The 25589-nt window shown below is 63.8% G+C and carries 22 protein-coding genes; 13 read left to right on the top strand and 9 right to left on the bottom strand.

Annotated elements, in window-relative coordinates; genetic code table 11:
- The first annotated feature begins 147 nt into the window (after positions 1 to 147).
- The 4 genes from praB (at position 148) to lpcA (ending at position 4336) form a co-directional block, all read left to right on the top strand.
- The gene (gene praB, locus ACN0X6_RS00380) at positions 148 to 669 is read left to right on the top strand and encodes an alkane oxidation protein activator PraB (RefSeq protein ID WP_417701171.1); all 522 of its coding nucleotides are present in this window, start codon (positions 148 to 150) and stop codon (positions 667 to 669) included.
- A gap of 105 nt (positions 670 to 774) precedes the next feature.
- Positions 775 to 2259: an outer membrane protein transport protein gene (locus ACN0X6_RS00375; RefSeq protein WP_417701169.1), complete on the top strand. Its 1485-nt coding sequence runs from the start codon at positions 775 to 777 to the stop codon at positions 2257 to 2259.
- A gap of 185 nt (positions 2260 to 2444) precedes the next feature.
- Complete coding sequence (locus tag ACN0X6_RS00370) at positions 2445 to 3734, top strand: M18 family aminopeptidase (RefSeq protein WP_417701167.1); 1290 nt, start codon at positions 2445 to 2447, stop codon at positions 3732 to 3734.
- Positions 3735 to 3748: 14 nt separating this feature from the next.
- Entirely contained in the window at positions 3749 to 4336 is a 588-nt protein-coding gene (gene lpcA, locus ACN0X6_RS00365; RefSeq protein WP_417701165.1) for a D-sedoheptulose 7-phosphate isomerase, read from the top strand.
- A 271-nt stretch (positions 4337 to 4607) separates the two neighbouring features.
- Here the strand turns inward: lpcA and ACN0X6_RS00360 are convergent, their stop codons facing one another.
- Complete coding sequence (locus ACN0X6_RS00360) at positions 4608 to 5357, bottom strand: AraC family transcriptional regulator (RefSeq protein ID WP_417701163.1); 750 nt, start codon at positions 5355 to 5357, stop codon at positions 4608 to 4610.
- Between the two features lie 261 nt (positions 5358 to 5618).
- Here ACN0X6_RS00360 and ACN0X6_RS00355 point away from each other — a divergent pair, with 261 nt between their 5' ends.
- The 3 genes from ACN0X6_RS00355 to ACN0X6_RS00345 all read left to right on the top strand — a co-directional run bounded on the left by ACN0X6_RS00355 (position 5619) and on the right by ACN0X6_RS00345 (position 9260).
- Positions 5619 to 6323: a hypothetical protein gene (locus ACN0X6_RS00355; RefSeq protein WP_417701161.1), complete on the top strand. Its 705-nt coding sequence runs from the start codon at positions 5619 to 5621 to the stop codon at positions 6321 to 6323.
- 61 nt (positions 6324 to 6384) lie between these two features.
- On the top strand, positions 6385 to 8778 hold the full coding sequence (lon, locus tag ACN0X6_RS00350; protein ID WP_417701159.1) for an endopeptidase La: 2394 nt from the start codon (positions 6385 to 6387) through the stop codon (positions 8776 to 8778).
- An 89-nt stretch (positions 8779 to 8867) separates the two neighbouring features.
- The gene (locus ACN0X6_RS00345; RefSeq protein ID WP_417701157.1) at positions 8868 to 9260 is read left to right on the top strand and encodes a protease inhibitor I42 family protein; all 393 of its coding nucleotides are present in this window, start codon (positions 8868 to 8870) and stop codon (positions 9258 to 9260) included.
- A 359-nt stretch (positions 9261 to 9619) separates the two neighbouring features.
- Here the strand turns inward: ACN0X6_RS00345 and ACN0X6_RS00340 are convergent, their stop codons facing one another.
- The 8 genes from ACN0X6_RS00340 to kdgD form a co-directional block, all read right to left on the bottom strand.
- The gene (locus ACN0X6_RS00340) at positions 9620 to 10381 is read right to left on the bottom strand and encodes an ABC transporter permease (RefSeq protein ID WP_017678012.1); all 762 of its coding nucleotides are present in this window, start codon (positions 10379 to 10381) and stop codon (positions 9620 to 9622) included.
- Complete coding sequence (locus ACN0X6_RS00335) at positions 10378 to 11307, bottom strand: ABC transporter ATP-binding protein (protein ID WP_160020726.1); 930 nt, start codon at positions 11305 to 11307, stop codon at positions 10378 to 10380. Before ACN0X6_RS00335 ends, ACN0X6_RS00340 begins: the two co-directional genes overlap by 4 nt.
- 260 nt (positions 11308 to 11567) lie before the next feature.
- Entirely contained in the window at positions 11568 to 12509 is a 942-nt protein-coding gene (locus tag ACN0X6_RS00330; RefSeq protein WP_417701154.1) for a 2-hydroxyacid dehydrogenase, read from the bottom strand.
- Between the two features lie 26 nt (positions 12510 to 12535).
- Complete coding sequence (locus tag ACN0X6_RS00325; RefSeq protein ID WP_417701152.1) at positions 12536 to 13954, bottom strand: FAD-binding oxidoreductase; 1419 nt, start codon at positions 13952 to 13954, stop codon at positions 12536 to 12538.
- Between the two features lies 1 nt (position 13955).
- A complete protein-coding gene (gene garD, locus ACN0X6_RS00320; RefSeq protein WP_417701150.1) occupies positions 13956 to 15512 on the bottom strand; it encodes a galactarate dehydratase in 1557 nt (518 codons plus the stop codon).
- Positions 15513 to 15534: 22 nt separating this feature from the next.
- A complete protein-coding gene (locus tag ACN0X6_RS00315) occupies positions 15535 to 16887 on the bottom strand; it encodes an MFS transporter (protein WP_417701148.1) in 1353 nt (450 codons plus the stop codon).
- Between the two features lie 190 nt (positions 16888 to 17077).
- Positions 17078 to 18427, bottom strand: coding sequence for a glucarate dehydratase (gudD, locus tag ACN0X6_RS00310; protein WP_417701146.1), 1350 nt, complete (start codon positions 18425 to 18427; stop codon positions 17078 to 17080).
- 111 nt (positions 18428 to 18538) lie between these two features.
- A complete protein-coding gene (kdgD, locus tag ACN0X6_RS00305; RefSeq protein WP_192983767.1) occupies positions 18539 to 19450 on the bottom strand; it encodes a 5-dehydro-4-deoxyglucarate dehydratase in 912 nt (303 codons plus the stop codon).
- Positions 19451 to 19777: 327 nt separating this feature from the next.
- Here kdgD and ACN0X6_RS00300 point away from each other — a divergent pair, with 327 nt between their 5' ends.
- The 6 genes from ACN0X6_RS00300 (at position 19778) to ACN0X6_RS00275 (ending at position 25588) form a co-directional block, all read left to right on the top strand.
- Positions 19778 to 19942, top strand: a complete 165-nt coding sequence (locus ACN0X6_RS00300; RefSeq protein ID WP_417701144.1) for a hypothetical protein — start codon at positions 19778 to 19780, stop codon at positions 19940 to 19942.
- 56 nt (positions 19943 to 19998) lie between these two features.
- A complete protein-coding gene (locus ACN0X6_RS00295; RefSeq protein ID WP_417701142.1) occupies positions 19999 to 21393 on the top strand; it encodes an enolase C-terminal domain-like protein in 1395 nt (464 codons plus the stop codon).
- Between the two features lie 35 nt (positions 21394 to 21428).
- Positions 21429 to 22406, top strand: a complete 978-nt coding sequence (locus ACN0X6_RS00290) for a tripartite tricarboxylate transporter substrate binding protein (RefSeq protein WP_417701140.1) — start codon at positions 21429 to 21431, stop codon at positions 22404 to 22406.
- A 66-nt stretch (positions 22407 to 22472) separates the two neighbouring features.
- Complete coding sequence (locus ACN0X6_RS00285; RefSeq protein WP_417701138.1) at positions 22473 to 22979, top strand: tripartite tricarboxylate transporter TctB family protein; 507 nt, start codon at positions 22473 to 22475, stop codon at positions 22977 to 22979.
- 9 nt (positions 22980 to 22988) lie between these two features.
- On the top strand, positions 22989 to 24509 hold the full coding sequence (locus tag ACN0X6_RS00280; RefSeq protein WP_417701137.1) for a tripartite tricarboxylate transporter permease: 1521 nt from the start codon (positions 22989 to 22991) through the stop codon (positions 24507 to 24509).
- Between the two features lie 173 nt (positions 24510 to 24682).
- Positions 24683 to 25588, top strand: coding sequence for a LysR family transcriptional regulator (locus ACN0X6_RS00275; protein WP_417701135.1), 906 nt, complete (start codon positions 24683 to 24685; stop codon positions 25586 to 25588).
- The last annotated feature ends 1 nt before the right edge of the window (position 25589 follow it).

Below are 25589 nucleotides of genomic sequence, written 5' to 3'. Positions count from 1 at the left end.
CTGCATTCAGTTAGCTGTATCCCGAGCGCCTGCCTGTAAAGCACTCGGGGCTGTTCGGGAAGTTCGGGCTGGAAGAGAGAGGTCTGTGTTTTGTTGTGCGTCTCGTAACAGCCATACATACAACAACAATCTGTTAGTGAGGAAACAATGAAAAACAACAAACTGGTTAGTGTCATCGGCGCCCTGGCAATCGGCCTGGGTATTTCCGGCATGGCCTCGGCGGCCACCATCACTGGCGGCTCCCCGTTCAGCGCAACGGGCACCATCGGGGTTTCGGGCCCCTCGTCCTTTGGCGCAACGGTGAACTGCAACGTCGTCTTCAACGGCACCATCAATGCCGGCGGGGCAAGCGCCAACATCAATACCGTGACCGTCAGCGGCAGTGGCCTGTGCGCCCTGCCGAGCATCACCGGCCTGCCATGGACACTGACGCCGAGCACCACCACCGACGGCGGCGAGACCTGGCTCGGCACCGTATCCGGCGTCGGCTTCACCATCGCCGGTGCTCCGCCCCTGATCCCGGCCTCCAACTGCGCAGGCCCGACCACCATCAACGTGCAATGGACCAACTCCAACCACACCCTGCGCGTCACCTCCGCCCAGGCATTGGCGGGCAACTGCAATATCCGCTCTCTGAACGTTCAGGCACCGGCCATTTCGGTCAACTGACAGGTGCAGGCCGGCACGTAGTAATAACCCGCGTCCGCATTGAATCGATCAATAACGGCGCGGGTTATTGGAAGTAATGAAGTTCTCAGACAAAAGAGATCAGCCATGCGCAATAAAAATAATATTCTCTCTGCCAACACACACCGAACTCTCTGGATTGCCGCCATCGCCGGTTCCATGTTGGCCGCCTCCCAGGTTCAGGCGGGCGCATTCGGTGTTCCAACCTACGGCACGCCAGGCTGGGGCCGGGCATTCGCTGGCGGGTCGATGTGGAAGAACGACCCCAGCGCCGCCTTCAACAACCCTGCCGCCATGGCGTTCATCGACCATAACGTCGCTCAGGTGTCCGTGCACCATGCACGGATCAGCCTGAAGTACAAAGGCAGCGTCTATGACCATCAGGGCAACCCGCGCTCGGATCGCGACCTGGAATTTGACCCGGCCGGTAACCCGACCGGCAACATCATCGATAACGGTCCCATCACCAACGATGGCGGCCAGGGTGGTTTCGGCAAGGCGCTGCCCACCAGCTTTCTGGTGATGCCGATCAACGATCGGCTGAGCTTCGGCCTGAGCCAGGTGGTGCCCATGGGCGCGCAAACCACCTGGGATGGCGACTGGAAAGGTCAGGACTTCGCGGTCGACACCAAGATCGAGACCGTCGGCCTCACCGGCTCCCTGTCCTTCAAGGTCAACGATGCCTTCGCCGTCGGCGGTGGCGTGATCGTCCAGCACACCAAGGGCTTTATCAGCCAGAACCTCGATCTGCTGGCCGCTGCCGGCACCCCATCGTCGCAACTGCCGCTGGGCCTGCCACCCGGTATCAGCGACGCACTGATCCGGGTGAAGGTGGACAATACCTCCTTCGGCTGGTTTGCCGGTGTCGCGTGGAAACCCACCTCGCGCGACACCCTGGGCCTCAACTATCACGCCCGCATTCGCAACAAGCTCGAAGGGGACTACAACATCCATGCCGATCAGTATTCCTATGATCTGATGACCAACCCGCTGTTTCCTCCGGTATTCGGCGATGCCACCGCCATCGAACTGGCCTTCCCCGGCCTGAGCCTGAACCCGGACGGCGCCGACGCCAAGTCCCGCCTGGATGTACCTGCCAGCGCCACGCTGGACTGGGTCCATGAGTTCAACGAGCGCTTCTCCTTGGGGGCCAGCGTTACCTGGACACAATGGTCCTCGTTCAAGGAGCTCAAGCTCGAATCCAACGGCAATAGCCTGGTGGTCATTCCCTACGACTACAAGGACACCTGGATGTACTCGATCGGCGGCGATTATCGCGTTACCAACGAGCTCACCCTGCGCGCCGGTGTCGCGCTGGACCAGACGCCAACCCGCAACTCCACCCGTGACGCGCGGATTCCCGATGGCGACCGCACCTTCGTCTCCTTCGGCGGCAGCTACCGCTTCGCGTCCGAGCCGAACCTGAGCATCGACGCGGCCTACTCCCACCAGTTCGTGGAAAAGGCGCGCCTGCGCACCGTCAATCAGGACCGCCTGGGCGGCGCCCGCATGGACGGTGAAGTGACAGCCAAGGGTGACGTGTTCAGCCTCTCGGCCACCTACAAGTTCTGATTTGCAGCGCACGGATACCGGCAGGTCGAGGCTCTGTCGGTATCCGTTTTTTTGCTCCGTCCCCCATCACCCGATGCGGCCGTGCCGCACGCTATATTGCCGTTCTCTATCCGGGCCATGCACGCGCCGCTCTGCCAAGAACGGGCAAAACGGTTACACTGCGCCATCGCTGTCCGGAGTGATACATGCGCGAAGAACTGATCCAAGGCCTGCTCGATTTCCTCAACGCCTCGCCGACCCCTTTCCATGCCACCACCAGCCTGGCCATGCGCCTGGAAGCTGCCGGTTATCGGCACCTCGACGAACGCGCGCCCTGGCATACAGAAGCCGGCGGCCGCTATTACGTGACCCGCAACGACTCCTCGATCATCGCCTTCAAGCTGGGCAAGCGCCCGGCAGTCGATGGCGGTATTCGCCTGGTCGGCGCGCATACCGACAGCCCCTGCCTGCGCGTCAAGCCAAACCCGGAGCTGCAGCGTCAGGGCTTCTTCCAGCTCGGCGTGGAAGTCTACGGCGGCGCCCTGCTCGCCCCCTGGTTCGACCGCGACCTGTCGCTGGCCGGCCGCGTGACCTACCGCCGCGACGGCAAGGTCGAGAGCCAGCTGATCGACTTCTACCAGCCCATTGCCGTGATCCCCAGTCTGGCCATCCACCTCAACCGTGAGGCCAACCAGGGCTGGGCGATCAACCCGCAGAACGAGTTGCCACCGATCCTCGCCCAGCTCGCCAGCAGCGAAACCGCCGACTTCCGCGCCCTGCTCGCCGAACAGCTGGCCATGGAGCACGACTTCAACCCGGATGCGGTGCTGGATTACGAGCTGAGTTTCTACGACACCCAGAGCGCTGCCATCGTCGGCCTCAACCAGGACTTCATCGCCAGCGCGCGCCTGGACAACCTGCTGTCCTGCTACGCCGGCCTGCAGGCGCTGATCGACGCGGACGACGAGGAAACCTGCGTACTGGTCTGTACCGACCACGAAGAAGTGGGTTCCTGCTCGGCCTGTGGCGCCGACGGTCCCTTCCTCGAGCAGGTGCTGCGCCGCGTGCTACCGGACGGCGACGCCTTCGTCCGCACCATCCAGCGCTCGCTGCTGGTATCGGCCGACAACGCTCACGGCGTACACCCGAACTACGCCGACAAGCACGACGGCAACCACGGGCCCAAACTCAACGCTGGCCCGGTGATCAAGATCAACAGCAACCAGCGCTACGCCACCAACAGCGAAACCGCCGGCTTCTTCCGCCACCTGTGCCTGGAGAACGAAGTGCCGGTGCAGAGCTTCGTGGTGCGCAGCGACATGGGTTGCGGCTCCACCATCGGCCCGATCACCGCCAGCCAGCTCGGCGTGCGCACGGTCGACATCGGCCTGCCCACCTTTGCCATGCACTCGATCCGTGAGTTGGCCGGCAGCCATGACCTGGAGCATCTGGTGAAAGTGCTGACCGCCTTCTATTCCAGCCCTGAACTGCCTTGAGGTTCTGAGACGCGATGATCGAACATATCCGCAACAGCCTGCAGGAAGCCCAGCGCGCGCTGGAGGCCTTCCTCGCCAACGAACAGACTCTGGGCAACATCCAGAAGGCCGCCGAGCTGCTGGTCGAGAGTTTCGAGCACAAGGGCAGGGCCTTTTCCTGCGGCAACGGCGGCTCGATGTGCGACGCCATGCACTTCGCCGAGGAGCTGACCGGGCGCTACCGCAAGAACCGTCCGGGCATCGCCGCCGTGTCGATCAGCGATCCCAGCCATATCAGCTGCGTGGCCAACGACTTCGGCTACGACTTCATCTTCTCGCGCTATATCGAGTCCCATGGCCGCGAAGGTGACGTGCTGATCGCCATCAGCACCAGCGGCAAGAGCCCCAACGTGGTCAAGGCCGCCGAAGCCGCCAAGACGCTGGGCGTGAAGGTGATCGCCCTGACCGGTAAACCCGGCTCGCTGCTGGAAAGCCTGGCCGACGTGTGCATCTGCGCCCCGGGCGGCGACTTCGCCGACCGCGTGCAGGAGCTGCACATCAAGACCCTGCACATTCTCATCGAGCTGATCGAACGCAAGCTGAGCCCGCAGAACTACGCCTGAGAATGGGTAGGGTGGGCCGGGCGGCGATCCGCTTCGGCCCATCGTCGACTTACATGGCATGTGGGCTGACTGGTGGGCTGAAGCCCACCCTACTCGACCGGGCGATCTTCGGCGGTGCGCCAATGCCGGGTTACGCCGCTGCAGATGCGGTGGCGTGATCAACAAGGTGGCAGGCGCCCCCCCCTAAACTGCCAGCCTTACAAAAGCGGCATCGGTTTAGGGTTGTAGGGCGGGTGCAACCCGCCAAATCTGCGGTGATGGGCTAAACGCCCTACGCAGCGCGCAGTCGCTTCGGCGTCAGGCCCATGTAGCGGCGCATGGCCGTGGTCAGCGCGCTCTGGCTGGAGAAACCACATTCCTCGGCGATTCTCACCAACGGCAGGTTGCTCTCGCGCAGCATGCGCGCGGCGCGGTCGAGGCGGGTCTGGAGCAGGTACTGGTGCGGCGTCAGGCCGACGCTGTCCTTGAACTGGGCGTGGAAGTGGCTGGGGCTCAGGCACATTTCCTGCGCCAGCTCGGCGACGCTGATACGCCGCGCCAGGTGCTCGCCGATGTAATCATCCAGGCGCTGCAGATCCAGCGCCCCTTGCGGCTGCCGGCGCTGTTCGCCGAACAGGCGCAGGTGCAGGGCACGCAACAGAACGCCGCCAAGAGAGCGCGCCAGGATCGAGTCACTGCCATAGCGCTCCAGCTCTGCGCCGGCATAGCTCAGCAGGTGCTGGAAATCGACATCGAGGGCGGGATAACGCGGTGTTTCGAACAGACGGTGGAGCAGTTCCAGGTCTTCGCTGGGAGTGTCCTGCTCGTCCAGATCGAGGATCAGCATGCGGTTGTCGCCCATGCCCGCGAACTGGTGGGCGGCATCGCCCGGCACCAGGCAGGCGCGCATGCGGCACACCTCGCCACCACGGCCGCCGACTTCGAATTCGGCGCGGCCGACCAGAGACATCACCAACTGATGATGGTCATGGGCATGTTCATGGGCCTGTTCATCCAGGCGGATCACACGGGCTTGCAGCATCGCAAAAGACTGGCGGCACGAAACAAGGGTTGCACTTTACTCCTTTCCACGCAAAAACGCCGCAACCACCCATCAGCGAAATGGTTGCACCTATAGCAACCAACGCGCCTGACAACCCATGCACCAAGTCGCAGCTCCGAACATTCCCAGGCTCCATTACCGTGCACCCGGAAACCTTCGCCGAGCCGAATCACGCAGCCTCGGGCAAATGGCAGGAGAGTTGCTTCGCCCCTCTCGACCGACCACAACAAGCGAACCCCAATGAGCGATGCCGCCCTCATTCTTCTGACCCTGCTGGTCGTGCTGCTCACACTGGGCTACTGGCTCACCCACCGTGCGGAAAATCGCCAGCTGAAAGCCAGCAAACAGGCGGACACCGAGATCGTACAGCGCTGCCTCGACCTGCTGCAGGCCCTGCAGAAACATCGCGGGCTGGGTGCGCAGCAGGATGCCGCGAGCGTCGCGCTGCGCAATGCGCAGGCGCAGCAGCTGGATCAGCTCTGGCTGAATTGGCCCGGTGCCAGCATGCAACTCCCCCCTCTGCAGCAGCACTGGCCACAGTTGCGCCGCAAACCCGCCGACTTCGATGCCCACTGCCGATTGATCGAGACACTGCTGGCGGTGATCGAACAGCTCGAGGATCGTCTTTACCGTCAGCATCACCCCAGAATTCGCGGGATCGGCGAGGCCTGCCGCGCGCTCGAAGACCTTGCCAGGCTGCGTGGCCTGGCGGTACGCGCGGCCAATCACGAGCGCTGCCCGCCCGGCCTGCAGATGCAACTGCGCTTTCTCTGCAAGCGCATGCTCGATCAGGAGCAGGACGCGCATCTGCTCGCGCTGATCGAACGCCTGCAGACTGATCTGATCGAGTCGGCGCAGATTCGCCTGACGCCCGGCGAGTGCTTCGCCCTGCTCACGCCACTGATCGAACAGCGCCTGCAGGGCATTCGCCTGAGCCTCGACTGAAACGTTGAAAAAATCCCGAGGTCGCCCCATGTAGCAACCAACGTGCAAGCAAAGGTGCTCCATGAACGATCAGGACATCCACTCCGACGCTGTCGACGACGACGTGCAATCCACCACCGGCCTGGTGCTGCCCGCACAAAGGCTGCCGGACAAGCTCTACATCATCCCCATCAACAACCGCCCGTTCTTCCCCGCGCAGGTGTTGCCGGTGATCGTCAACGAGCACCCCTGGGGGCGCACGCTCAAGCGCGTGGACAACACCGAGCACAAGTGCCTGGCGGTGTTCTTCGTCGACAATCCACCGGATGAGAACGGCGAGTTCGACCTGGACAGCCTGCCCGAGCACGGCACCCTGGTGCGTGTACACCACGTCAGCGAGGAAGGCGGCAAACTGCAGTTCGTCGCCCAGGGCCTGACCCGCGTGCGCATTCGCGGCTGGCTGAGCCGTCGCGGTCCGTACCTGGCCGAAGTCGAATATCCCCAGCCGCCGGCCGACCCGCGTGACGAGGTCAAGGCCTACGGCATGGCGCTGATCAACGCGATCAAGGAACTGCTGCCGCTCAACCCGCTGTACAGCGAGGAGCTGAAGAACTACCTCAATCGCTTCAGTCCCAACGAGCCCTCGCCGCTCACTGATTTCGCCGCTGCCCTGACCACCGCCTCCGGCCATGAGCTGCAGGAAGTGCTGGACACCGTGCCCATGCTCAAGCGCATGGAGAAGGTGCTGCCGCTGCTGCGCAAGGAGGTCGAGGTCGGCCGCCTGCAGAAAGAGCTGTCGGCCGAGGTTAACAAGCAGATCGGCGAACGCCAGCGCGAATTCTTCCTCAAGGAACAGCTCAAGCTGATCCAGCAGGAGCTGGGCATCAGCAAGGACGACAAGAGTGCGGATCGCGAGGAATTTCTTGCCCGCCTCGAAGGCAAGACCCTGCCCGCACCGGCGCAGAAACGCATCGACGAGGAGCTGAACAAGCTGTCGATCCTCGAGACCGGCTCGCCCGAGTACGCCGTCACGCGCAACTACCTGGATTGGGCCACCGCCCTGCCCTGGGGTGTACAGGGCCAGGACAAGCTCGACCTGGGCCGCGCGCGCAAGGTGCTGGACAAGCACCACGCCGGCATGGACGACATCAAGCAGCGCATCACCGAGTTCCTCGCCGTCGGTGCCTTCAAGGGCGAGATCGCCGGTTCCATCGTGCTGCTGGTCGGCCCGCCCGGTGTGGGCAAGACCAGCATCGGCAAGTCCATCGCCGAATCCCTCGGCCGGCCGTTCTACCGTTTCTCGGTAGGCGGCATGCGCGACGAGGCGGAGATCAAGGGCCATCGCCGCACCTACATCGGCGCCATGCCCGGCAAGCTGGTGCAGGCGCTGAAGGAAGCTGAGGTGATGAACCCGGTGATCATGCTCGACGAGATCGACAAGATGGGCACCAGCTACCAGGGCGACCCCGCCTCGGCGCTGCTGGAAACGCTGGACCCGGAGCAGAACGTCGAATTCCTCGACCACTACCTGGACCTGCGCCTGGACCTGTCCAAAGTGCTGTTCGTCTGCACCGCCAACACCCTCGACTCCATCCCCGGGCCGTTGCTCGACCGCATGGAAGTGATCCGCCTGTCCGGCTACATCACCGAGGAAAAACTCGCCATCGCCAAGCGCCATCTGTGGCCCAAGCAACTGGAAAAGGCCGGCGTGCCGAAAGCGCGCCTGGCCATCAGCGACGCGGCGCTGCGTGCGGTGATCGAGGGCTACGCCCGCGAAGCCGGCGTGCGTCAGCTGGAGAAACAGCTGGGCAAGCTGGTGCGCAAGTCGGTGGTGAAGTTGCTGGACGATCCCGAGGCGAAGATTCGCATCGGCGCCAAGGACCTGGAGCAAGCGCTGGGCATGCCGGTGTTCCGCAACGAGCGGGTATTGGCCGGCACCGGGGTGATCACCGGGCTGGCCTGGACCAGCATGGGCGGCGCCACCCTGCCGATCGAGGCGACGCGCATTCATACGCTCAATCGCGGCTTCAAGCTTACCGGCCAGCTCGGCGAGGTGATGAAGGAGTCGGCGGAGATCGCCTACAGCTACGTCAGTTCGCACCTCAAGCAGTTCGGTGGCGACCCGACCTTCTTCGACCAGGCCTTCGTTCACCTGCACGTGCCGGAAGGTGCCACACCCAAGGACGGCCCCAGCGCCGGCATCACCATGGCCAGCGCCCTGCTCTCCCTGGCGCGCAACCAGGCGCCGAAGAAGGGCGTGGCCATGACTGGCGAACTGACCCTGACTGGTCAGGTGTTGCCCATCGGCGGTGTGCGCGAGAAGGTGATCGCGGCGCGCCGGCAGAAGATTTTTGAACTGATCCTGCCGGAGGCCAACCGTGGCAGCTACGAGGAACTGCCGGACTACCTCAAGGAAGGCCTGATCGTGCACTTCGCCAAGCGCTATGGCGACGTGGCCAAGGTGTTGTTCGACTGACCGAGGTGCGCACGGCGCACCCTACGGCTCGCGTGCCGCACCCCGGTGCGGCTATGCTGGGCCCGTTTTCTGTTCGACTGGAGTTCGTCATGCCCGCCACCTTGCGCCTGCTTACCCTGCCCGCCCTGGCCCTGCTCACGGCCTGCGCCCATCAATCCGGCACGCTGGAATTGAAGAAGGACCGGCAGTGCCCGCTGACGCTGAACAAGGGCCAGCAACTGATCCTCAGCCTGCCCAGCAACCCCACCACCGGCTTTCGCTGGGAAGTCCGTGATGGCGCGGCGAACGTGCTGCAAAGTCTTGGCCCGGAGGTGTACAGCAATCCGGAAGACGCCGGGCTGGTGGGTGCTGGCGGCATTTCCACCTGGCGCTTCAGCGCTCGCGAAGCGGGCGAAGGCCGGCTGCTGCTGACCTACCAGCAACCCTGGGAGCCGAACGTGCCGCCGGCGGAAACCTTCGAGTGTGAATTGCGGGTGAAGTGAGGAAGCCGCGCAAGACCCAGCTCCTGCGGGAGGGGTTTTAGATCCGTAGGGCGGGTGCAACCCGCCACCGGCTCATGGCGGGTTTCACCCGCCCTACAGGCTGAGAATGAACAAGGGGGCATGATGCCCCCGCTCCCTCGTTTCGCGGCTGAAGCCGCTCCTACAGTTTGAGGCGTGCACGACCTTAGTCGAGCGTAGGAGCGGCTTCAGCCGCGAATGCCGCCCTCTCGTTCAGCTCGCAGGGCGGACTCAGGAGCGCAGCGAACAGTCCGCCGGCCTTCGTCGCCCCACAAATCCAACGGCGTACTGCTTCGCGAACGGATCGCCGCCCGGTATGCCCTACGATATCCCCGCGTACCTCAGCTCTTGAGCCGGTAACCGGTCTTGAAGATCCAGCCCACCAGCAAGATGCACAGCGCCAGAAAGCCCAGCACCATCGCCAGGCTGACCCCGACGTTGACGTCGGACACGCCGTAGAAGCTCCAGCGGAATGCGCTGATCAGGTACACCACCGGGTTGAACAGGGTCACCGTCTGCCAGGCCGGCGGCAGCATGCTGATCGAATAGAAGGCGCCGCCCAGGAAGGTCAGCGGCGTGACGATCAGCGCCGGGACGATCTGCAGCTTCTCCCAGCCATCGGCCCACACGCCGATGATGAAGCCGAACAGGCTGAAGGTCAGCGCCGTCAGCACCAGAAACGCCGCCATCCAGATGGGATGCTGAATCTCGAAATCGACGAAAAGTCGCGCCGTGAGCAGGATGATGAGACCAAGGATCACCGACTTGGTCGCCGCCGCGCCGACATAGCCGATCAATATCTCCAGGTAGGACACCGGTGCCGACAGCAGCTCGTAGATGCTCCCGGAGTACTTGGGCATGTAGATGCCGAACGAAGCGTTGGAAATGCTCTCGGTCAGCAGCGCCAGCATGATCAGACCCGGAATGATGAAGGCGCCGTAACTCACGCCCTGCACCTGGGTCATGCTCGAACCGATGGCCGAACCGAATACCACGAAGTACAGCGAGGTGCTGATCACCGGCGTGGCAATGCTCTGCAGCAGGGTGCGCCAGGTGCGCGCCAGCTCGAACAGGTAGATGGCCTTGATGGCATACAGGTTCATGCGCGCGACTCCTCCAGCAATGAAACGAAAATTTCCTCCAGCGAACTCTGGCTCGACTGCAGGTCCTTGAAGTCGATGCCGTGCTGGGCGAGTTCACGCAGCAGTTCGGCGATGCCGGTGTTCTCGTGCTGGGCATCGAAGGTGAACACCAGCGCATGCCCCTGATCCACCAGCTCCAGACCATAGCGCGCCAGCTCGGCCGGTACGCAGGACAACGGCTGCTGCAGGTGCAGGGTCAGCTGCTTCTTGCCCAGCTTGTGCATCAGCACCTGCTTGTCTTCCACCAGGATGATCCGGCCCTTGCTGATCACCCCGATGCGGTCGGCCATTTCCTCGGCCTCCTCGATGTAGTGGGTGGTCAGGATGATGGTCACACCGCGCTCGCGCAGGCGCCGCACCATGTTCCACATGTCGCGGCGCAGCTCGACGTCGACACCGGCGGTGGGCTCGTCGAGGAAGAGAATCTGCGGCTCGTGCGAGAGAGCCTTGGCGATCATCACCCGGCGCTTCATGCCGCCGGACAGTTCCATGATCTTGGCGTCCCGCTTGTCCCACAGCGACAGGTCCTTGAGCAGTTGCTCCAGATAGGCCGGATCGGGTTTCTTGCCGAACAGCCCACGGCTGAACTTGACCGTCGCCCAGACGGTTTCGAACACGTCGCTGACCAGCTCCTGCGGCACCAGGCCGATCTGCGAGCGGGCCGCGCGGTAGTCACGGACGATGTCGTGGCCAGCCACCAGCACCCGGCCTTCGCCCGGATTGACGATGCCGCAGATGATGCTGATCAGGGTGGTCTTGCCCGCGCCGTTGGGGCCGAGCAAGGCGAAGATCTCGCCCTGGCGAATGTCCAGGTCGATGCCCTGCAGGGCCGGGTGCCCGGACGCATAGATCTTGTTCAGTTGCGAAATGGAGATGACCGACTGCACGGTGAGAGTCCTTGCCTGCGGAAAACGTCACAGTTTACAGGGCAAGAGGCAGCGACATCAGCGCACAGGTGAAAAAACGGCGCACTTGTGGTGCGCCGGGGATGCGGCAGTGAGTTAGAAAACGATTACAGCGCTTGTGGCGATGTAACGATAGGCCAGGCTGCAGATGCCGCCCGGCGTATTCAGCGGCCTTTCATGAATGCACGCGAAGCCGTAGGGCGGGTGAAACCCGCCGCCTTGATTGGCGGGTTGCACGCGCCCTACAACGGAGTCAATAACCTGCCGGTGGCGATGAAGGCGCGCAGGTTGTCCAGCACCAGATCGGCCATCTGCTGGCGGGTCTCGACGCTGGCGCTGCCGACATGCGGCAGCAGCACCACGTTGTCCAGTTCGCGCAATTCGGTCGGTACCTGAGGCTCGCGCTCGAAGACGTCCAGCCCGGCGCCACCGATCACCTTCTGCTGCAACGCCTTGATCAATGCGTCTTCATCGACCACCGAACCGCGCGCCACGTTGATCAGGAAGCCATCAGGCCCCAGCGCTTCGAGCACCTCGGCGTTGATCAGGTGATGGGTGGCCTTGCCGCCCGGGCAGGTCAGCACCAGGAAGTCCGCCCAGCGCGCCAGTGCCAGCAGATCGGGCTCGTGCTGATAAGCGCTGCCCTCGACCGCACGGCGATTGTGGTAACGCACCGGCATGGAGAACCCCGAGGCGCGCATGGCTACCGCCTCGCCGATACGGCCGAGACCGACGATGCCCAGGCGCTTGCCGCTGACCCGACGCGCCAGCGGGAAGCCCGTGGTGCTGCTCCAGGCGCCACTGCGTACGAAGCGATCCGCTTCGGACAGGCGCCGCGCGCTGTCGATCATCAGGCCCATGGCCAGATCGGCCACGCAGTCGTTGAGCACGTCCGGCGTGGTGCTGAGGGCGATGCCACGGTCACGCAGCAGATCCAGCGGATAAGGATCGTAGCCGACACCGAAGCTGCAGATGGCGCGCAGATTCGGCAGCAGCGCCAGCTGATCAGCCGTGCAGCCAAAACGCGCCGAAGACACCATATGGATGAACTGCTCGCCCTGCTCGCGCAGGAAGGCCAATGGCTCGGCCTGCTGCCAGAGCGCACTGACCTCGTATTCGTCGGCCAGCTCGCGATTGAAGCGTTCGCTCAGCGGGCCGATCTGCAGCACCTTGAGTTTGCTCATGGATCCTCCTGTTTCGATCATGCGTTCTACAGCAGTTTGCCCGGATTCATCAGCCCGGATGGATCCAGCGCCTGCTTGATGCGGGCCATCAGCTCCAGCTCCAGCGGTGCCTTGTAGTGCTGCGCAGCCAGGCGCTTGGACTGGCCCAGGCCATGTTCGGCGCTGATGCTGCCGGCATCTTCCAGAGTCGAGTCGTAGATCACCCGCATGATCGCCTCGGCCTGCGCCTTGAACGGGCCATCCTCGGCGCCGACGGGCTTGCTGACGTTGTAATGCAGGTTGCCGTCGCCGACGTGCCCGTAGGCCACGATACGCACGCCAGGAAACGCCTGCTGCAGCGCCTGGTCGGTACGCGCGATGAAATCGGGAATACGGCTGACCGGCACGCTGATGTCGTGCTTGAGGCTCGGCCCCTCGTGGTTCTGCGCCTCCGATATGCCCTCGCGCAGCGCCCACAAGGCGCGCACCTGCGCATCGCTACCAGCCAGCACGGCATCCAACGCCATGCCCTTTTCGAACGCCTCGCCGAGGCCCTGCTCGAGCATCTCGTTCAAGGGCGCATTGGGCTGGGTATCGCTCAGTTCGATCAGCACGTACCAGGGATGCGCTTCGGCGAAGGGATCGCTGACGCCGGTGACATGGCGCAGGACGAACTCGACGCTCTGCCGCGACATCAGCTCGAAGCCGGTCAGGCGGTCGCCGCACAGACCGCGCATCTGCCCGATCAGCTCCACGGCCGCTTGCGGGCTGGGCAGCGCCACCCAGGCGGTAGTCAGGCTGCGCACCGCCGGGAACAGCTTGAGCACGGCGGCGGTGATGATGCCCAGCGTACCCTCGCTGCCGATGAACAGGTGCTTGAGGTCATAGCCGGTGTTGTCCTTGCGCAGGCCGCGCAAGCCATCCCAGATGCGCCCGTCGGGCAGCACCACTTCCAGCCCCAGCGCCAGGTCGCGCATGTTGCCGTAGCGCAGCACGGCGGTACCGCCGGCATTGGTCGCCAGGTTGCCACCGACCGTGCAGCTGCCTTCGGCGCCCAGCGACAGCGGGAACAGCCGGCCGACTTCGGCGGCGGCCTCCTGCAGCTGCTGCAGGATCACCCCGGCTTCGACGGTGATGGTTTCGTTGGCCACGTCCACGTCGCGGATGCGCTTCATGCGCGTCAGCGACAGCACGATCTGCGCCCCGGAGTCGTCCGGAATCGAGCCGCCGCACAGGCCGGTATTGCCGCCCTGCGGTACCAGCGCGACGCCGGCCCGCGCGCACAGACGCACAACGGCGGCGACCTCCTCGGTCGAGGCCGGGCGCAGCACTGCAGCGGCCTGGCCGCGATAGGCACCGCGCCAGTCGCTCTGGTAACTCTGCATGCGCTCGGCATCGGTAAGCAGGCCGGCCTCGCCGACCACGTCGCGCAGCGCCTGGATCAGATCATCGGACAGGCCACTCATTTCAGGTCACCGGCGCCGGGTTGAACAGCACCAGGTCGTTGTGCAGACGCAGGCGTTCGGCGCAGGTCTGCTTGCGACCGCTGGCCACGTCCAGATAGAGCTGGAAGATATGCCAGCCCATTTCCTCCAGGGTCATATGCCCGGAGACGATCTGCCCGGCGTCGACGTCGATCAGGTCCGGCCAACGCTCGGCCAGCTGGGTGCGCGTGGCCACCTTGATCACCGGCACCATGGACAGGCCATAGGGCGTGCCGCGACCGGTGGTGAAGATGTGCAGGTTCATGCCCGCCGCCAGTTGCAGGGTGCCGCAGATGAAGTCGCTGGCCGGCGTGGCGCAGAACCACAGGCCCTTGCCACGAATGCGCTCACCGGGCGCCACGACGCCGGCAATCGGGCTGTTGCCGGACTTGGCAATCGAACCCATGGCCTTCTCGACGATGTTGTTCAGCCCACCCTTCTTGTTGCCCGGCGTGGTGTTGGCGCTGCGGTCGGCCATGCCGCGCGAAAGATAGCGGTCGTACCAGTCCATCTCGCGGATCAGCGCATCGGCCACCTCGACGCTGGCGGCGCGCGGCGTGAGCAGGTGGATGCCGTCACGCACTTCGGTGTTCTCGGAGAACATCACCGTGGCGCCGGCACGCACCAGCAAATCCGCTGCCACGCCCAGAGCCGGGTTGGCGGTGATGCCGGAGAAGGCATCGCTGCCGCCGCACTGCATGCCGACCACCAGTTCGCAAGCCGGCACCGTCTCGCGGCGACGCTGATCGAGCACCTTCAGGCGCTCCTCGATCATGCCCATGATCTGCTCGACCATGCCGGTAAAGCCGGTGCCGGAATCCTGCAGGCGGAACAGCCAGTCCTCCTCGTCCATGCCGTTGGTGAGCTGATCGCCATCCATCAACTGGCTGGCCTGCAGCTTCTCGCAGCCGAGGCTGATCACCAGCGCCTGGCCGCCGAAGTTGGGGTTGCGGCTGATGTTGTACAGGGTGCGGATCGGCACCACGGCGTCCGGCGCGTTGATCGCCACACCGCAGCCGTAGCTGTGCGACAGCGCTACCACGTCGTCGACGTTGGGGTATTTGGGCAGGAGTTCCTTGCGTACGCGCTCGACCACGTGATCGAGCACGCCGACCACGCACTGCACGGTGGTGGTCACACCGAGGATATTGCGCGTGCCGACCGTGCCATCCGGGTTGCGGAAGCCCTCGAAGCTGTAGCCCTGCAGCGGCTCGCCGGGCGAGGTCTTGATGGTCGCCTTGGGCAGGTTGTCCAGCGCTGGCGGCTCGGGCATGCGCAGCACCTGCTCGGTGACCCAGCTACCGGCGGCGATGGGTTTCAGCGCATAGCCGATGACCTCGCCATAACGCACCACCTCGCCACCCTCGGCGATGTCCAGCAGCGCCACCTTGTGGCTCTGCGGGATGCCGCACGCGGCCTTGAGGCCATCGTCGAACTGGCCGCCAGCGGCGACACCCTGGTCATTGACCACCACGCCGACGTTGTCGGTCGGGTGCAGGCGGATGTAACGGGGCGAATCCTGATGGGGAATCAACTGCATGCTGCGTGCTCCTGTTGTGCGTTCAGGATACCGAGCCAGGCTTGGAGGGAGTGGCATCATCGCCCCCTCCTGCGTCCAGCTCGACCCTGTGAATTTGGCCGACGATCAGGCCGAAGCTGACGACCGCCAGCAGGGCATTGAGGCCGACATAGGCCAATGCCCCATCGAAAGAACCGGTATGGCTGACCAGATAGCCGATGACGATGGGTGTGGTGATCGCTGCCAGGTTGCCGAAAGTGTTGAACAGCCCGCCGGACAGGCCAAGGATTTGCCGTGGCGAGGTGTCGGCCACCAAGGTCCAGCCCAGCGAGCCGAGGCCCTTGCCGAAGAACGCCAGGGCCATCAGCGCCACCACCGCAGTGTCGCTGTCTGCGAAGATGCACAGCATCAGGCTGCTCGACAGCAGCAGGCCGAGCACCATCGGCAGCTTGCGCGCCAGGGTCAGCGAATGACCGCGACGCAGCATGCCGTCGGACAGCAACCCACCCAGCACGCCGCCGACACAGCCACTGATAGCCGGCAATGCAGCGGCAAAACCGGCACCGAGAATGCTCATGCCGCGCGCCTGCACCAGGTAGACCGGAAACCAGGTCAGAAAGAAGTAGGTAATGGCGTTGTTGCAGTACTGGCCGAGATAGATGCCAATCATCGTGCGCTGGCGCAGCAGCAGGCCCAGGTATCGCCACTGCGAGCCGCCGGCACTGGCGCGCTGCCCTTCGAGATCGATCAGCGCGCCGCCTCGCTCCAGGTACGTCAACTCGGCCGCCTCGATACGCGGATGCTGGCGTGGCCCGTACAGCTGCTTCAACCACAGCACTGACAACGCCAGGCCGAGGCAACCGAGCACGATGAATACCGCTTGCCAACCCATGGTTTGCACCACCCAGCCCATCAATGGGGCGAACAGCGCGGTGGCAGCATACTGCGCCGAGCTGGAGATGGCCGTGGCGGTGGCGCGCTCGGCAGTGGGAAACCAGGAGGCGATGATCCGCGCGTTGCCGGGAAAGCATGGCGCGCTGGCGAAACCCACCAGCAGCCGCAGCAAAAACATCGAGGTCACCGCCCAGGTGGTCGGCAGCCAGCCGACGAACCCCTGCAGCAGAGTCAGCGCCGACCAGATGAACAACGCCAGGGTATAGACGGGTTTGGTGCCAAAGCGGTCGAACAACCAACCGCCGGGAATCTGCCCGATCACGTAGGCCCAGCCGAAGGCCGAGAAGATGTAGCCGAGCGTCACCGCGTCGATGCCCAGGCCGGCCTGCATCGCCGAACCGGCGACGGAGAGGCTGGAGCGATCGGCGAAGGTGATGGTGGTGACCAGAAACAGCATCAGCAAGATGCTGTAGCGCACACGACCCGGTTTGGCATCTGGCATCGGCAAGGCTCGTGAGACAGGAGGAAAGGCTGAGCCGGTAAGGTGGGCCACGTCAGACCGTAGAGTGGGCTGGGCGGCGCTCCGCGCCAGCCACGGTCATCAACCCGTAGGGTGGGCTTTAGCCCACCGATTGTAGTCACGGTGGGCTGAAGCCCACCCTACAAAGCCACGGAGCGGCACCAGACTCAGCTCAACGTACCAGGCAGGGCTTCTTGTTGTTGAAGGTCCAGCCCGGAATCAGGTACTGCATGGCCACCGCGTCGTCACGTGCGCCCAGACCCTTGGCCTGGTAAAGCTCGTGCGCCTTGGCCAGTGCGTCCCAGTCCAGCTCGACGCCCAGACCCGGCGTTTTCGGCACCTGCACCAGACCACCTTCGATACGCAGCGGGTTGCGCGTCAGGTACTGGCCATCCTGCCAGATCCAGTGGGTGTCGATGGCGGTCACGCGGCCCGGTGCAGCAGCGGCGACGTGGGTGAACATGGCCAGCGAGATGTCGAAGTGGTTGTTCGAGTGCGAGCCCCAGGTCAGGCCCCAGTCGTTGCACATCTGCGCCACGCGCACGGAACCGGCCATGGTCCAGAAGTGCGGGTCGGCCAGTGGAATGTCCACCGATTGCAGGGAGATGGTGTGGCCCATCTGCCGCCAGTCAGTCGCGATCATGTTGGTCGCGGTCGGCAGACCGGTGGCGCGGCGGAACTCGGCCATCACTTCACGGCCGGAGTAGCCGTTCTCAGCGCCGCAAGGGTCTTCGGCATAGGCCAGCACGCCGTGCAGGTCGCGGCACAGGGCGATGGCCTGATCCAGCGACCAGCCGCCGTTGGGGTCGAGGGTCACACGAGCCTCGGGGAAACGCGCGGCCAGGGCGCGAATCGCCTCGACTTCGGCTTCGCCATGCAGCACGCCGCCCTTGAGTTTGAAGTCATTGAAGCCGTAGCGCGCATGCGCAGCCTCGGCCTGGCGGACGATGGTTTCGGGGGTCAGCGCAGTCTGATTGCGCACGCGCTCCCAGGCATCGTCGGCATCGCGCTCGTCGCGGTAAGCGAGGTCGGTCTTGTCCTTGTCACCGACGAAGAACAGATAACCGAGCATCTCCACCGCATCACGCTGCTGGCCTTCGCCAAGCAGAGCGGCGACTGGCACGCCGAGGTGCTGGCCGAGCAGGTCGAGCAGCGCCGACTCCAGCGCAGTGACGGCGTGGATGGTGATGCGCAGGTCGAAGGTCTGCAGGCCGCGACCGCCGGAATCGCGATCAGCGAAGGCGCGGCGCACCTGATTGAGCAGTGCGTTGTAGTTGCCGACCGGTTGGCCGACGAGGATCGAGCGGGCGTCTTCGAGGGTCTTGCGAATGCCCTCGCCGCCGGGGACTTCGCCGACACCGACATGGCCGGCACTGTCCTTGAGAATGAGGATGTTGCGAGTGAAATACGGGCCGTGGGCTCCGCTCAGGTTGAGCAGCATGCTGTCTTGACCGGCTACCGGTACGACTTGCAGCTCGGTGATCAGCGGAGTGCCGACAGCGGCAGGAATCTGTGAAGTCATGAGCGTTACCCTGTTGTTCTTATGCGGGTTCGACAATGGTTCAGCGTGGTCACGCCCGGCCTGCCGGCGCGCAACTGGGCCGCTCGCCGGGGCGAGCGGCCACCTGCAGTGTTACTGCGCGCCTTGCGCTTCGATCAGCTTGGCCAGGGCTTCGTACTCGTCCGGCAGCAGATCGGTCAGCGGCGCACGGACCGGACCGGCGTCATAACCGACGATCTTGGCACCGGCCTTGACGATGCTCACGGCATAGCCGGCCTTGCGGTTGCGGATGTCCAGATACGGCAGGAAGAAATCGTCAATCAGCTTGCCAACGGTGGCGTGATCTTCCGCGGCGATGGCGCGGTAGAAGTCCATGGCGGTTTTCGGGATGAAGTTGAACACGGCCGAGGAATAGACCGGTACACCCAGCGCCCTGTAGGCCGCAGCGTAGACTTCAGCGGTCGGCAGGCCGCCGAGGTAGGTCAGGCGCTCACCCAGGCGGCGACGGATCGACACCATCAGCTCGATGTCGCCCAGGCCGTCCTTGTAGCCGATCAGGTTCGGGCAGCGCTCGGCCAATTGCTCCAGCAGATTGGCATTGAGGCGGCAGACGTTACGGTTGTAGATCACCACGCCGATCTTCACCGACTTGCACACCTGCTCGACGTGAGCGGCAACGCCGTCCTGAGAGGCTTCGGTCAGGTAATGCGGCAGCAGCAGCAGGCCCTTGGCACCCAGGCGCTCGGCTTCCTGCGCCATCTGGATGGCTACGCGGGTCGGGCCGCCTACGCCAGCCAGGATGGGCACGGACTTCTCGCAGGTATCGACGGCTGTCTTGATCACGGCGCTGTATTCGTCCGGCGCCAGGGAGAAGAACTCGCCAGTACCACCGGCAGCGAACAGGGCGGAAGCACCGTAAGGCGCCAGCCACTCGAGGCGGCGCACGTAGCCGGCCTGGTTGAAATCACCGGCGGCATCGAAGTCGGTCACCGGGAAAGACAGCAGACCAGAGGAGAGGATGGACTTAAGTTCTTGTGGATTCATTATGCGAACACCCTAGTAAAGCGAGTTGTGAGGAATAGCGTCAGCCGCAGCTGTAGAGATACGTTATCGTACAACAACAAAAAAAACACCAGTTTTTATATCGTCCGTTCGTCGAAGATTTCCCTACCCTCGCCCGCCTCGCCGAAAAACCGCTGCACAAGCGCAAAGCTCAGACTAGAGCAGGGTCCATGATCAAGCCAGAAGACATGGCAGCGCAATCATCATTGGTCATGAGCAGCGTTGACAGGTCAGGAACAGGCTGGTACTAATTTCACCAAGTCATACGACAACCTATGACATTCCAATAAAAACAAACGAGGCCAGGTCATGTCACCGACCTTCACTGCCGTTACCTGCTGCCAACGCGCGCATCGTCGCACCGTTGCCAGTGCCCGCCAGGACAGCGCAACCCACGCTGGCTTCGTTGCCATCTTTGCCCATGCTCAAGCTTGCTGCAGCGCGGATCGCCTGCTGATCCCGGTGCACGACTGAACCGTCCCTTCGCCATTGCGGCCGAGGGCCGCACCAAGTCCGGAGCCCCTGCCAAGATGTACGAAGCCCCCCGCAACAGCACACCTCAGATCGTCGAGATGCAGGTCATCCCGGTGGCCGGCCATGACAGCATGCTGCTCAACCTGTGCGGCGCTCACGCCCCCTACTTCACCCGCAATCTGGTGCTGCTCACGGACACTGCCGGGCACATCGGCTGCGGCGAGGTCCCCGGTGGCGAAGGCATCCGTCAGGCACTGGAACGCTGCCGCGAACTGGTGATCGGGCAACCGGTCGGTCGTTACAATCGTATTCTCAACCGTCTGCGCCAGGCCATCGCCGGGCCGGCCAAAGGGCCACAGACCACCCAGCATCAGGTCACATCCGAATCCGAGGCGCGCGTGCTCAAGCAGCCGCACGAGATCAACCTGCGCCTGGACAACGTGATCACCGCAGTGGAAGCCGCCCTGCTCGACCTGCTCGGCCAGCATCTGGACGTGCCGGCCTGCGAACTGCTTGGCAGCGGCCAGCAACGCGACCATGTGCCGATGCTCGCCTACCTCTTCTATATCGGTGAACGTCAGCGCAGCGACCTGCCCTACCTCGCCGGGCAAGGTGCGCACGACGACTGGTATCACCTGCGCCATCAGGCTGCGATGACACCGCAAGCCATCGCCCGCCTGGCCGAAGCCGCCCATGCGCGCTACGGCTTCAACGATTTCAAGCTCAAGGGCGGCGTGATGCGTGGCGCCGAGGAGATGGACGCCATCCGCGCGATCAAGGCGCGCTTCCCTGATGCGCGCGTCACCCTCGACCCCAACGGCGCCTGGTCGCTGGATGAAGCCATCGCCCTGTGCCAGGGCCAGAACCATGTGCTGGCTTACGCCGAAGACCCTTGCGGCCCGGAGAACGGCTATTCCGGCCGCGAGGTGATGGCCGAGTTCAAGCGTGCCACCGGCATTCCTACCGCCACCAACATGGTCGCCACCGACTGGCGGCAAATGGGCCACTCGCTGCGCCTCGAGGCAGTGGACATTCCGCTGGCCGACCCGCACTTCTGGACCATGCAGGGCGCCGTGCGCCTCGGTCAGGTGTGTGAGGAATTCGGCCTGACCTGGGGCTCGCACTCCAACAACCATTTCGACATTTCCCTGGCCATGTTCACTCATGCCGCCGCAGCCGTGCCGGGCCGCGTCACCGCCATCGACACGCACTGGATCTGGCAGGAAGGCGAAGAGCGCCTGACCCGCGAACCGCTGCAGATCATCGGTGGTCAGGTAGAGGTTCCCAGCAAGCCCGGCCTCGGCATCGAGCCCGACATGGAGCGGATCATGGCCGCTCACGAGCTTTACAAGAAGGTGGCCAACGGCGCGCGTGACGACGCCATGGCCATGCAGTACCTGGTTCCGGGTTGGCAGTACGACCCGAAACGTCCCAGCCTCGGCCGCGACTGACTCGCGCGGCTTTCATCCCAAACCGGAGTATTCCAATGAAAAAAACATTCCGCGCTTCTCTCCTTTCTGCCCTGGTCGGTGTCGGCGCCCTGGTCACCCACGCCGCCACCTTCGCCGATGAGGTCAAGTGGCCGACTCGCCCAATCCAGGTGGTGGTGATCGCCAACCCCGGCGGCGACACCGACTTCAACGCCCGCATGATGGCCAAGTACTTCAACGAGATCACCGGCAAGACCATGGTGGTGACCAACGTCGCGGGCGGTGGTGGCACCCTGGCAGCTGAACAGGTCAAGGGCGCAGCGGCGGATGGCAACACCATCCTCTTCACCCACCCGGGTCAGCTGATCGTCAACGAAGTCGCCGGCCTGACCGAAGACAGCTACGAAGTCTTCGACGTAGCCTGCATCGCCGGCGTCGACAAGAGCACCGTGTTCGTCGCCTCCAAGCAGGCCGGCGTGAACAGCATGAAAGAGCTGATCGAAAAATCCAAAGCCAATCCGGGCAGCATCACCTATGGCACCGAGATGGGCAGCTTCTCCCACCTGCAGGGCCTGATGCTGGAGAAACTCACCGGCGCCAAACTGAAGATGGTCGACGGCGGCACCGTGTCCGACCGTGTGGTCGGCATGCTCGGCGGTCGCCTGGACATGGGCGCCATCACCTATGGCTCCGTACAGGACTATGTACAGGGCGGGCAGATGGTCGCACTGGGCCAGCCCAACGAGCAGCGCAACGCCATGCTCGGCGAGGTTCCGACCCTCAAGGAGCAAGGCCTCGACATCACCATGGACAAGCCCTACGTCGTAGCCTTCCCGAAAGGCACCGACCCGGCGATCGTGAAGAAGATGTCTGACATCATGAAGCAGATCACCGAGCAACCTGGGTACGCCGAAGACCTGAAGAAGTTCAAGCAACCGGTCGCGTTCTACGGCACCGAAGAGGCCAAGCAGATTCTGGCCAAGACCCGCGAAGACTTCATGCAGTTCAAGGATGAACTGCGCAAGGCCAAGTAAGCCATAACGCAGCCCCGACCCGATCGATTCGGGCCGGGGCTGCGCCTCAGAACATCGAGGTACATGATGAACACCCTCAACAAAAAAGAACTGATCATCGGCATTGCCATGCTCGGCGCCAGCCTTGCCTACCTGGTCATGGCGCAACAGTTGCCTGGACATGACGGTGTCGATGCGGCCACTGTGCCGAAACTGCTGGCCGGATTCCTGTCTCTGCTTGGCGTGATGCAACTGATCAGCGCCTTTGCCAAACCCAAGGTTGCCACCGAACCCGCAAGCCCGGCGCCGGTAGAAGCTGACGAGCAACCGGCTGAAGTCATAGAACCCAAGACCGTCTTCAAGACCCTCGGCCTGATCCTCGGCTACATGGCCCTGCTCGGCCCTGTGGGCTTCCCGATCATGACCGTGGTTTACCTCTATCTGCAGTTCCTCGTGCTGACGCCGGTAAACCAGAAAGCCAGACACCTGACCTATCTGCTGATTGCCGTTGCCTGCTCTGCGATCATCTTCCTGCTGTTCCGCGAGGCCTTCGATCTGTTGCTGCCCGCTGGCCTGCTGAACAACTTCATCTGAGGATCGACCATGCTCGAATTACTGCAGCAAGGCTTCGGTGCCGTTTTTTCACTCAACATCATGATGCTGATGGCCGTCGGCGTGGCCATGGGCATCGTCTTCGGCGCGGTACCCGGCCTGTCCGCGACCATGGCGGTAGCGCTGTGCCTGCCGCTGACCTTCACCATGGGCCCGCAGGCTGGTCTTTCCCTGCTGGTCGCGCTGTTCATCGGTGCCACCTCGGGCGGGCTGATTTCGGCGATTCTGCTGAAGATTCCAGGAACGCCGTCATCGATCGCGACCGTGTTCGACGGCGGCCCGCTGATGGAACAGGGCCACGGCGTCAAGGCGCTGGGCGTCGGCATCGTGTTTTCCTTCCTCGGCACCATCTTCAGCATCGTCGCGCTGATGTTCATCGCCCCGCAGCTGGCCAAGGTGGCCCTGAGCTTCGGCCCACATGAATACTTCGCCATTGCGGTGTTCTCCCTGACCCTGATCGCCACTCTATCCGCCGGCTCCATGATCAAGGGGCTGTTCGCCGGTGCCCTGGGTATCGCCGTGTCCACCGTCGGCATTGCACCAGTAGAGGCCGTGCGACGCTTCACCTTCGGTGTCAGCGAGCTCAACGGCGGCTTCTCGATGCTGACAGTAATGATCGGCATGTTCGCCGTGGCCGAGATCATCAAGCTCGCCGAAAGCGGCCGCCATGCCGTGCAGGGCAAGGCCAGGTCGGTGAGCATGAAGAACATCAAGGGCTTCGGCTTCTCGCTCAAGGAATTCCGCGAGCAACTACCCAATGCCGGTCGCTCCGGCCTGATCGGCCTGGGCATCGGCATTCTGCCGGGCATCGGCGCGGGCACCTCGAACCTGGTGTCCTACATCATCGCCAAAAAGCGCGCGAAAGACGGTCACACCTACGGCAAGGGCAATATCGGCGGCGTGGTCGCCAGTGAAACGGCCAACAACGCCGGTATCGGTGGTGCCATGATGCCGCTGATGACCCTGGGCATTCCAGGCGACACCGTCACCGCGATCATGCTCGGCGGCTTCCTGATCCACGGCATCCAACCGGGCCCGCTACTGTTCATCAGCCAGGGCCCGCTGGTGTACACCATCTTCGCCGCGCTGATCGTCGCCACCTGCATGATGCTGTTCATGGAGTTCTACGGCCTGCGCCTGTTCATCAAGCTGCTCGACGTGCCCAAGCACATTCTGCTGCCGATCATTCTGGTGCTCTGCGTGGTCGGTGCCTTCGGTCTGTCCAGCCGCCTGTTCGACGTCTGGTCGATCCTGCTGTTCGGTCTGCTCGGCTATGCCTTCGTCAAGGCCGGGATGCCAGCAGCGCCGTTCATCATCGGCTTTATCCTCGGGCCGATGGCAGAAACCAACCTGCGCCGTGGTCTGATGCTGTCGGATGGCAGCTTCGCCGAGTTCTTCACCAATCCGATCGCCGGTACCTTCCTCGGCCTGGCCCTGGCGTTCGTACTCTGGCAGGTGTTCAGCGCGCTGCGTCCCAAACCCAGCGCGATCAACGAGATCCTGCGCACCTGATACCCAGCACCTTGCCGCCCCCTCTGCTCAGGGGGCGGTGCATTTCTGACTCCCGCCTCTTTCGCCTCCAGCCCTCTGCAACGCCGCTGCAGCGGTTCGAGCAAGATAATGGACGCGCCCATTGATCCAGGTCTAATCTAATCAGCCACTAGATTGATACCCGGAATGAATCAATGTTCGACCTGGCTCAACTGCGCTGTTTCACCACCCTGGCCGCCGAGCTGAATTTCCGTCGCGCCGCCGAACGTCTGAACATGACCCAGCCGCCGCTGAGCCGGCAGATCCAGTTGCTCGAACATCAGTTGGGCGTGAGCCTGTTCACCCGCAGCACCCGCTCGGTTGCCTTGACGGCGGCTGGCCGTGCCTTCTTCGGCGAAGCCCAGGCGCTGCTCGATCAGGCCCACCGCGCCGCGCAGAGCGCCCGGCTGGCGGCCATCGGCGAAAGTGGTGCGCTCAATATCAGCTTCGTCGCCAGCGCGGTGTATGACGTGTTGCCACGCGCGATAACCGCAGCCAAACGTGAGCGCCCTGGTGTGGATATCGCCTTGCTGGAAATGAGCACCTTCGAGCAGGTGCAGGCGCTGCGCGCCAGGCGCGTGGACCTGGCCATCGTGCGTGCGCCCTTGCAGCAACCCGGGCTGATCAGCGAATGCCTGCTGCGCGAACCCTTCGTGCTGGCCGCGCCCACCGGACATCCGCTGGCGCAACACGCAAGGCCGACTCTGGATATGCTCCATGGTCAGCCCTTCATTCTTTACGCGCATACCGCCTGGCAGCCCTTCAACGAACTGCACACCGGCCTGTTTCGCGCAAGCGGCATCCAGCCTGAATTCGTTCAGGCGCTGGGCTCGACCCTGACCATCCTGTCGCTGGTCAATGCCGGCATGGGGCTGGCACTGGTGCCACGCAGCGCCAGTGCCATCCGCTTCGAGCAGGTGCGTTTCCGCGACCTGCCGCTACCGCCAGGCGTATGCGGGGAGTTGCATCTGGTATGGCGCGACGACAACGACAACCCTGCCTTGCCGTCGATGATCGCCGCCGTGCGCCAGGCCGCTCGCGACATCTATCCGCCGCACTGAG

Source organism: Pseudomonas sp., from assembly GCF_048269965.1.
GTDB lineage: Bacteria > Pseudomonadota > Gammaproteobacteria > Pseudomonadales > Pseudomonadaceae > Aquipseudomonas.
Note: the sequence above shows the minus strand (reverse complement) of the source record. Positions and strands in the feature narration are given on the sequence as shown.

Excerpts from the sequence above, each read along its gene's own strand:
- ACN0X6_RS00370 (WP_417701167.1), top strand. The coding sequence starts at position 2,445 with ATGCGCGAAGAACTGATCCAAGGCCTGCTCGATTTCCTCAACGCCTCG.
- ACN0X6_RS00295 (WP_417701142.1), top strand. The coding sequence starts at position 19,999 with ATGTACGAAGCCCCCCGCAACAGCACACCTCAGATCGTCGAGATGCAG.
- ACN0X6_RS00285 (WP_417701138.1), top strand. The coding sequence starts at position 22,473 with ATGAACACCCTCAACAAAAAAGAACTGATCATCGGCATTGCCATGCTC.
- gudD (WP_417701146.1), bottom strand. The coding sequence starts at position 18,427 with ATGACTTCACAGATTCCTGCCGCTGTCGGCACTCCGCTGATCACCGAG.
- ACN0X6_RS00280 (WP_417701137.1), top strand. The coding sequence starts at position 22,989 with ATGCTCGAATTACTGCAGCAAGGCTTCGGTGCCGTTTTTTCACTCAAC.
- ACN0X6_RS00360 (WP_417701163.1), bottom strand. The coding sequence starts at position 5,357 with ATGCTGCAAGCCCGTGTGATCCGCCTGGATGAACAGGCCCATGAACAT.
- ACN0X6_RS00330 (WP_417701154.1), bottom strand. The coding sequence starts at position 12,509 with ATGAGCAAACTCAAGGTGCTGCAGATCGGCCCGCTGAGCGAACGCTTC.
- garD (WP_417701150.1), bottom strand. The coding sequence starts at position 15,512 with ATGCAGTTGATTCCCCATCAGGATTCGCCCCGTTACATCCGCCTGCAC.
- ACN0X6_RS00340 (WP_017678012.1), bottom strand. The coding sequence starts at position 10,381 with ATGAACCTGTATGCCATCAAGGCCATCTACCTGTTCGAGCTGGCGCGC.
- ACN0X6_RS00315 (WP_417701148.1), bottom strand. The coding sequence starts at position 16,887 with ATGCCAGATGCCAAACCGGGTCGTGTGCGCTACAGCATCTTGCTGATG.
- ACN0X6_RS00355 (WP_417701161.1), top strand. The coding sequence starts at position 5,619 with ATGAGCGATGCCGCCCTCATTCTTCTGACCCTGCTGGTCGTGCTGCTC.
- lpcA (WP_417701165.1), top strand. The coding sequence starts at position 3,749 with ATGATCGAACATATCCGCAACAGCCTGCAGGAAGCCCAGCGCGCGCTG.
- ACN0X6_RS00375 (WP_417701169.1), top strand. The coding sequence starts at position 775 with ATGCGCAATAAAAATAATATTCTCTCTGCCAACACACACCGAACTCTC.
- ACN0X6_RS00300 (WP_417701144.1), top strand. The coding sequence starts at position 19,778 with ATGTCACCGACCTTCACTGCCGTTACCTGCTGCCAACGCGCGCATCGT.
- praB (WP_417701171.1), top strand. The coding sequence starts at position 148 with ATGAAAAACAACAAACTGGTTAGTGTCATCGGCGCCCTGGCAATCGGC.
- kdgD (WP_192983767.1), bottom strand. The coding sequence starts at position 19,450 with ATGAATCCACAAGAACTTAAGTCCATCCTCTCCTCTGGTCTGCTGTCT.
- ACN0X6_RS00290 (WP_417701140.1), top strand. The coding sequence starts at position 21,429 with ATGAAAAAAACATTCCGCGCTTCTCTCCTTTCTGCCCTGGTCGGTGTC.
- ACN0X6_RS00275 (WP_417701135.1), top strand. The coding sequence starts at position 24,683 with ATGTTCGACCTGGCTCAACTGCGCTGTTTCACCACCCTGGCCGCCGAG.
- lon (WP_417701159.1), top strand. The coding sequence starts at position 6,385 with ATGAACGATCAGGACATCCACTCCGACGCTGTCGACGACGACGTGCAA.
- ACN0X6_RS00345 (WP_417701157.1), top strand. The coding sequence starts at position 8,868 with ATGCCCGCCACCTTGCGCCTGCTTACCCTGCCCGCCCTGGCCCTGCTC.
- ACN0X6_RS00325 (WP_417701152.1), bottom strand. The coding sequence starts at position 13,954 with ATGAGTGGCCTGTCCGATGATCTGATCCAGGCGCTGCGCGACGTGGTC.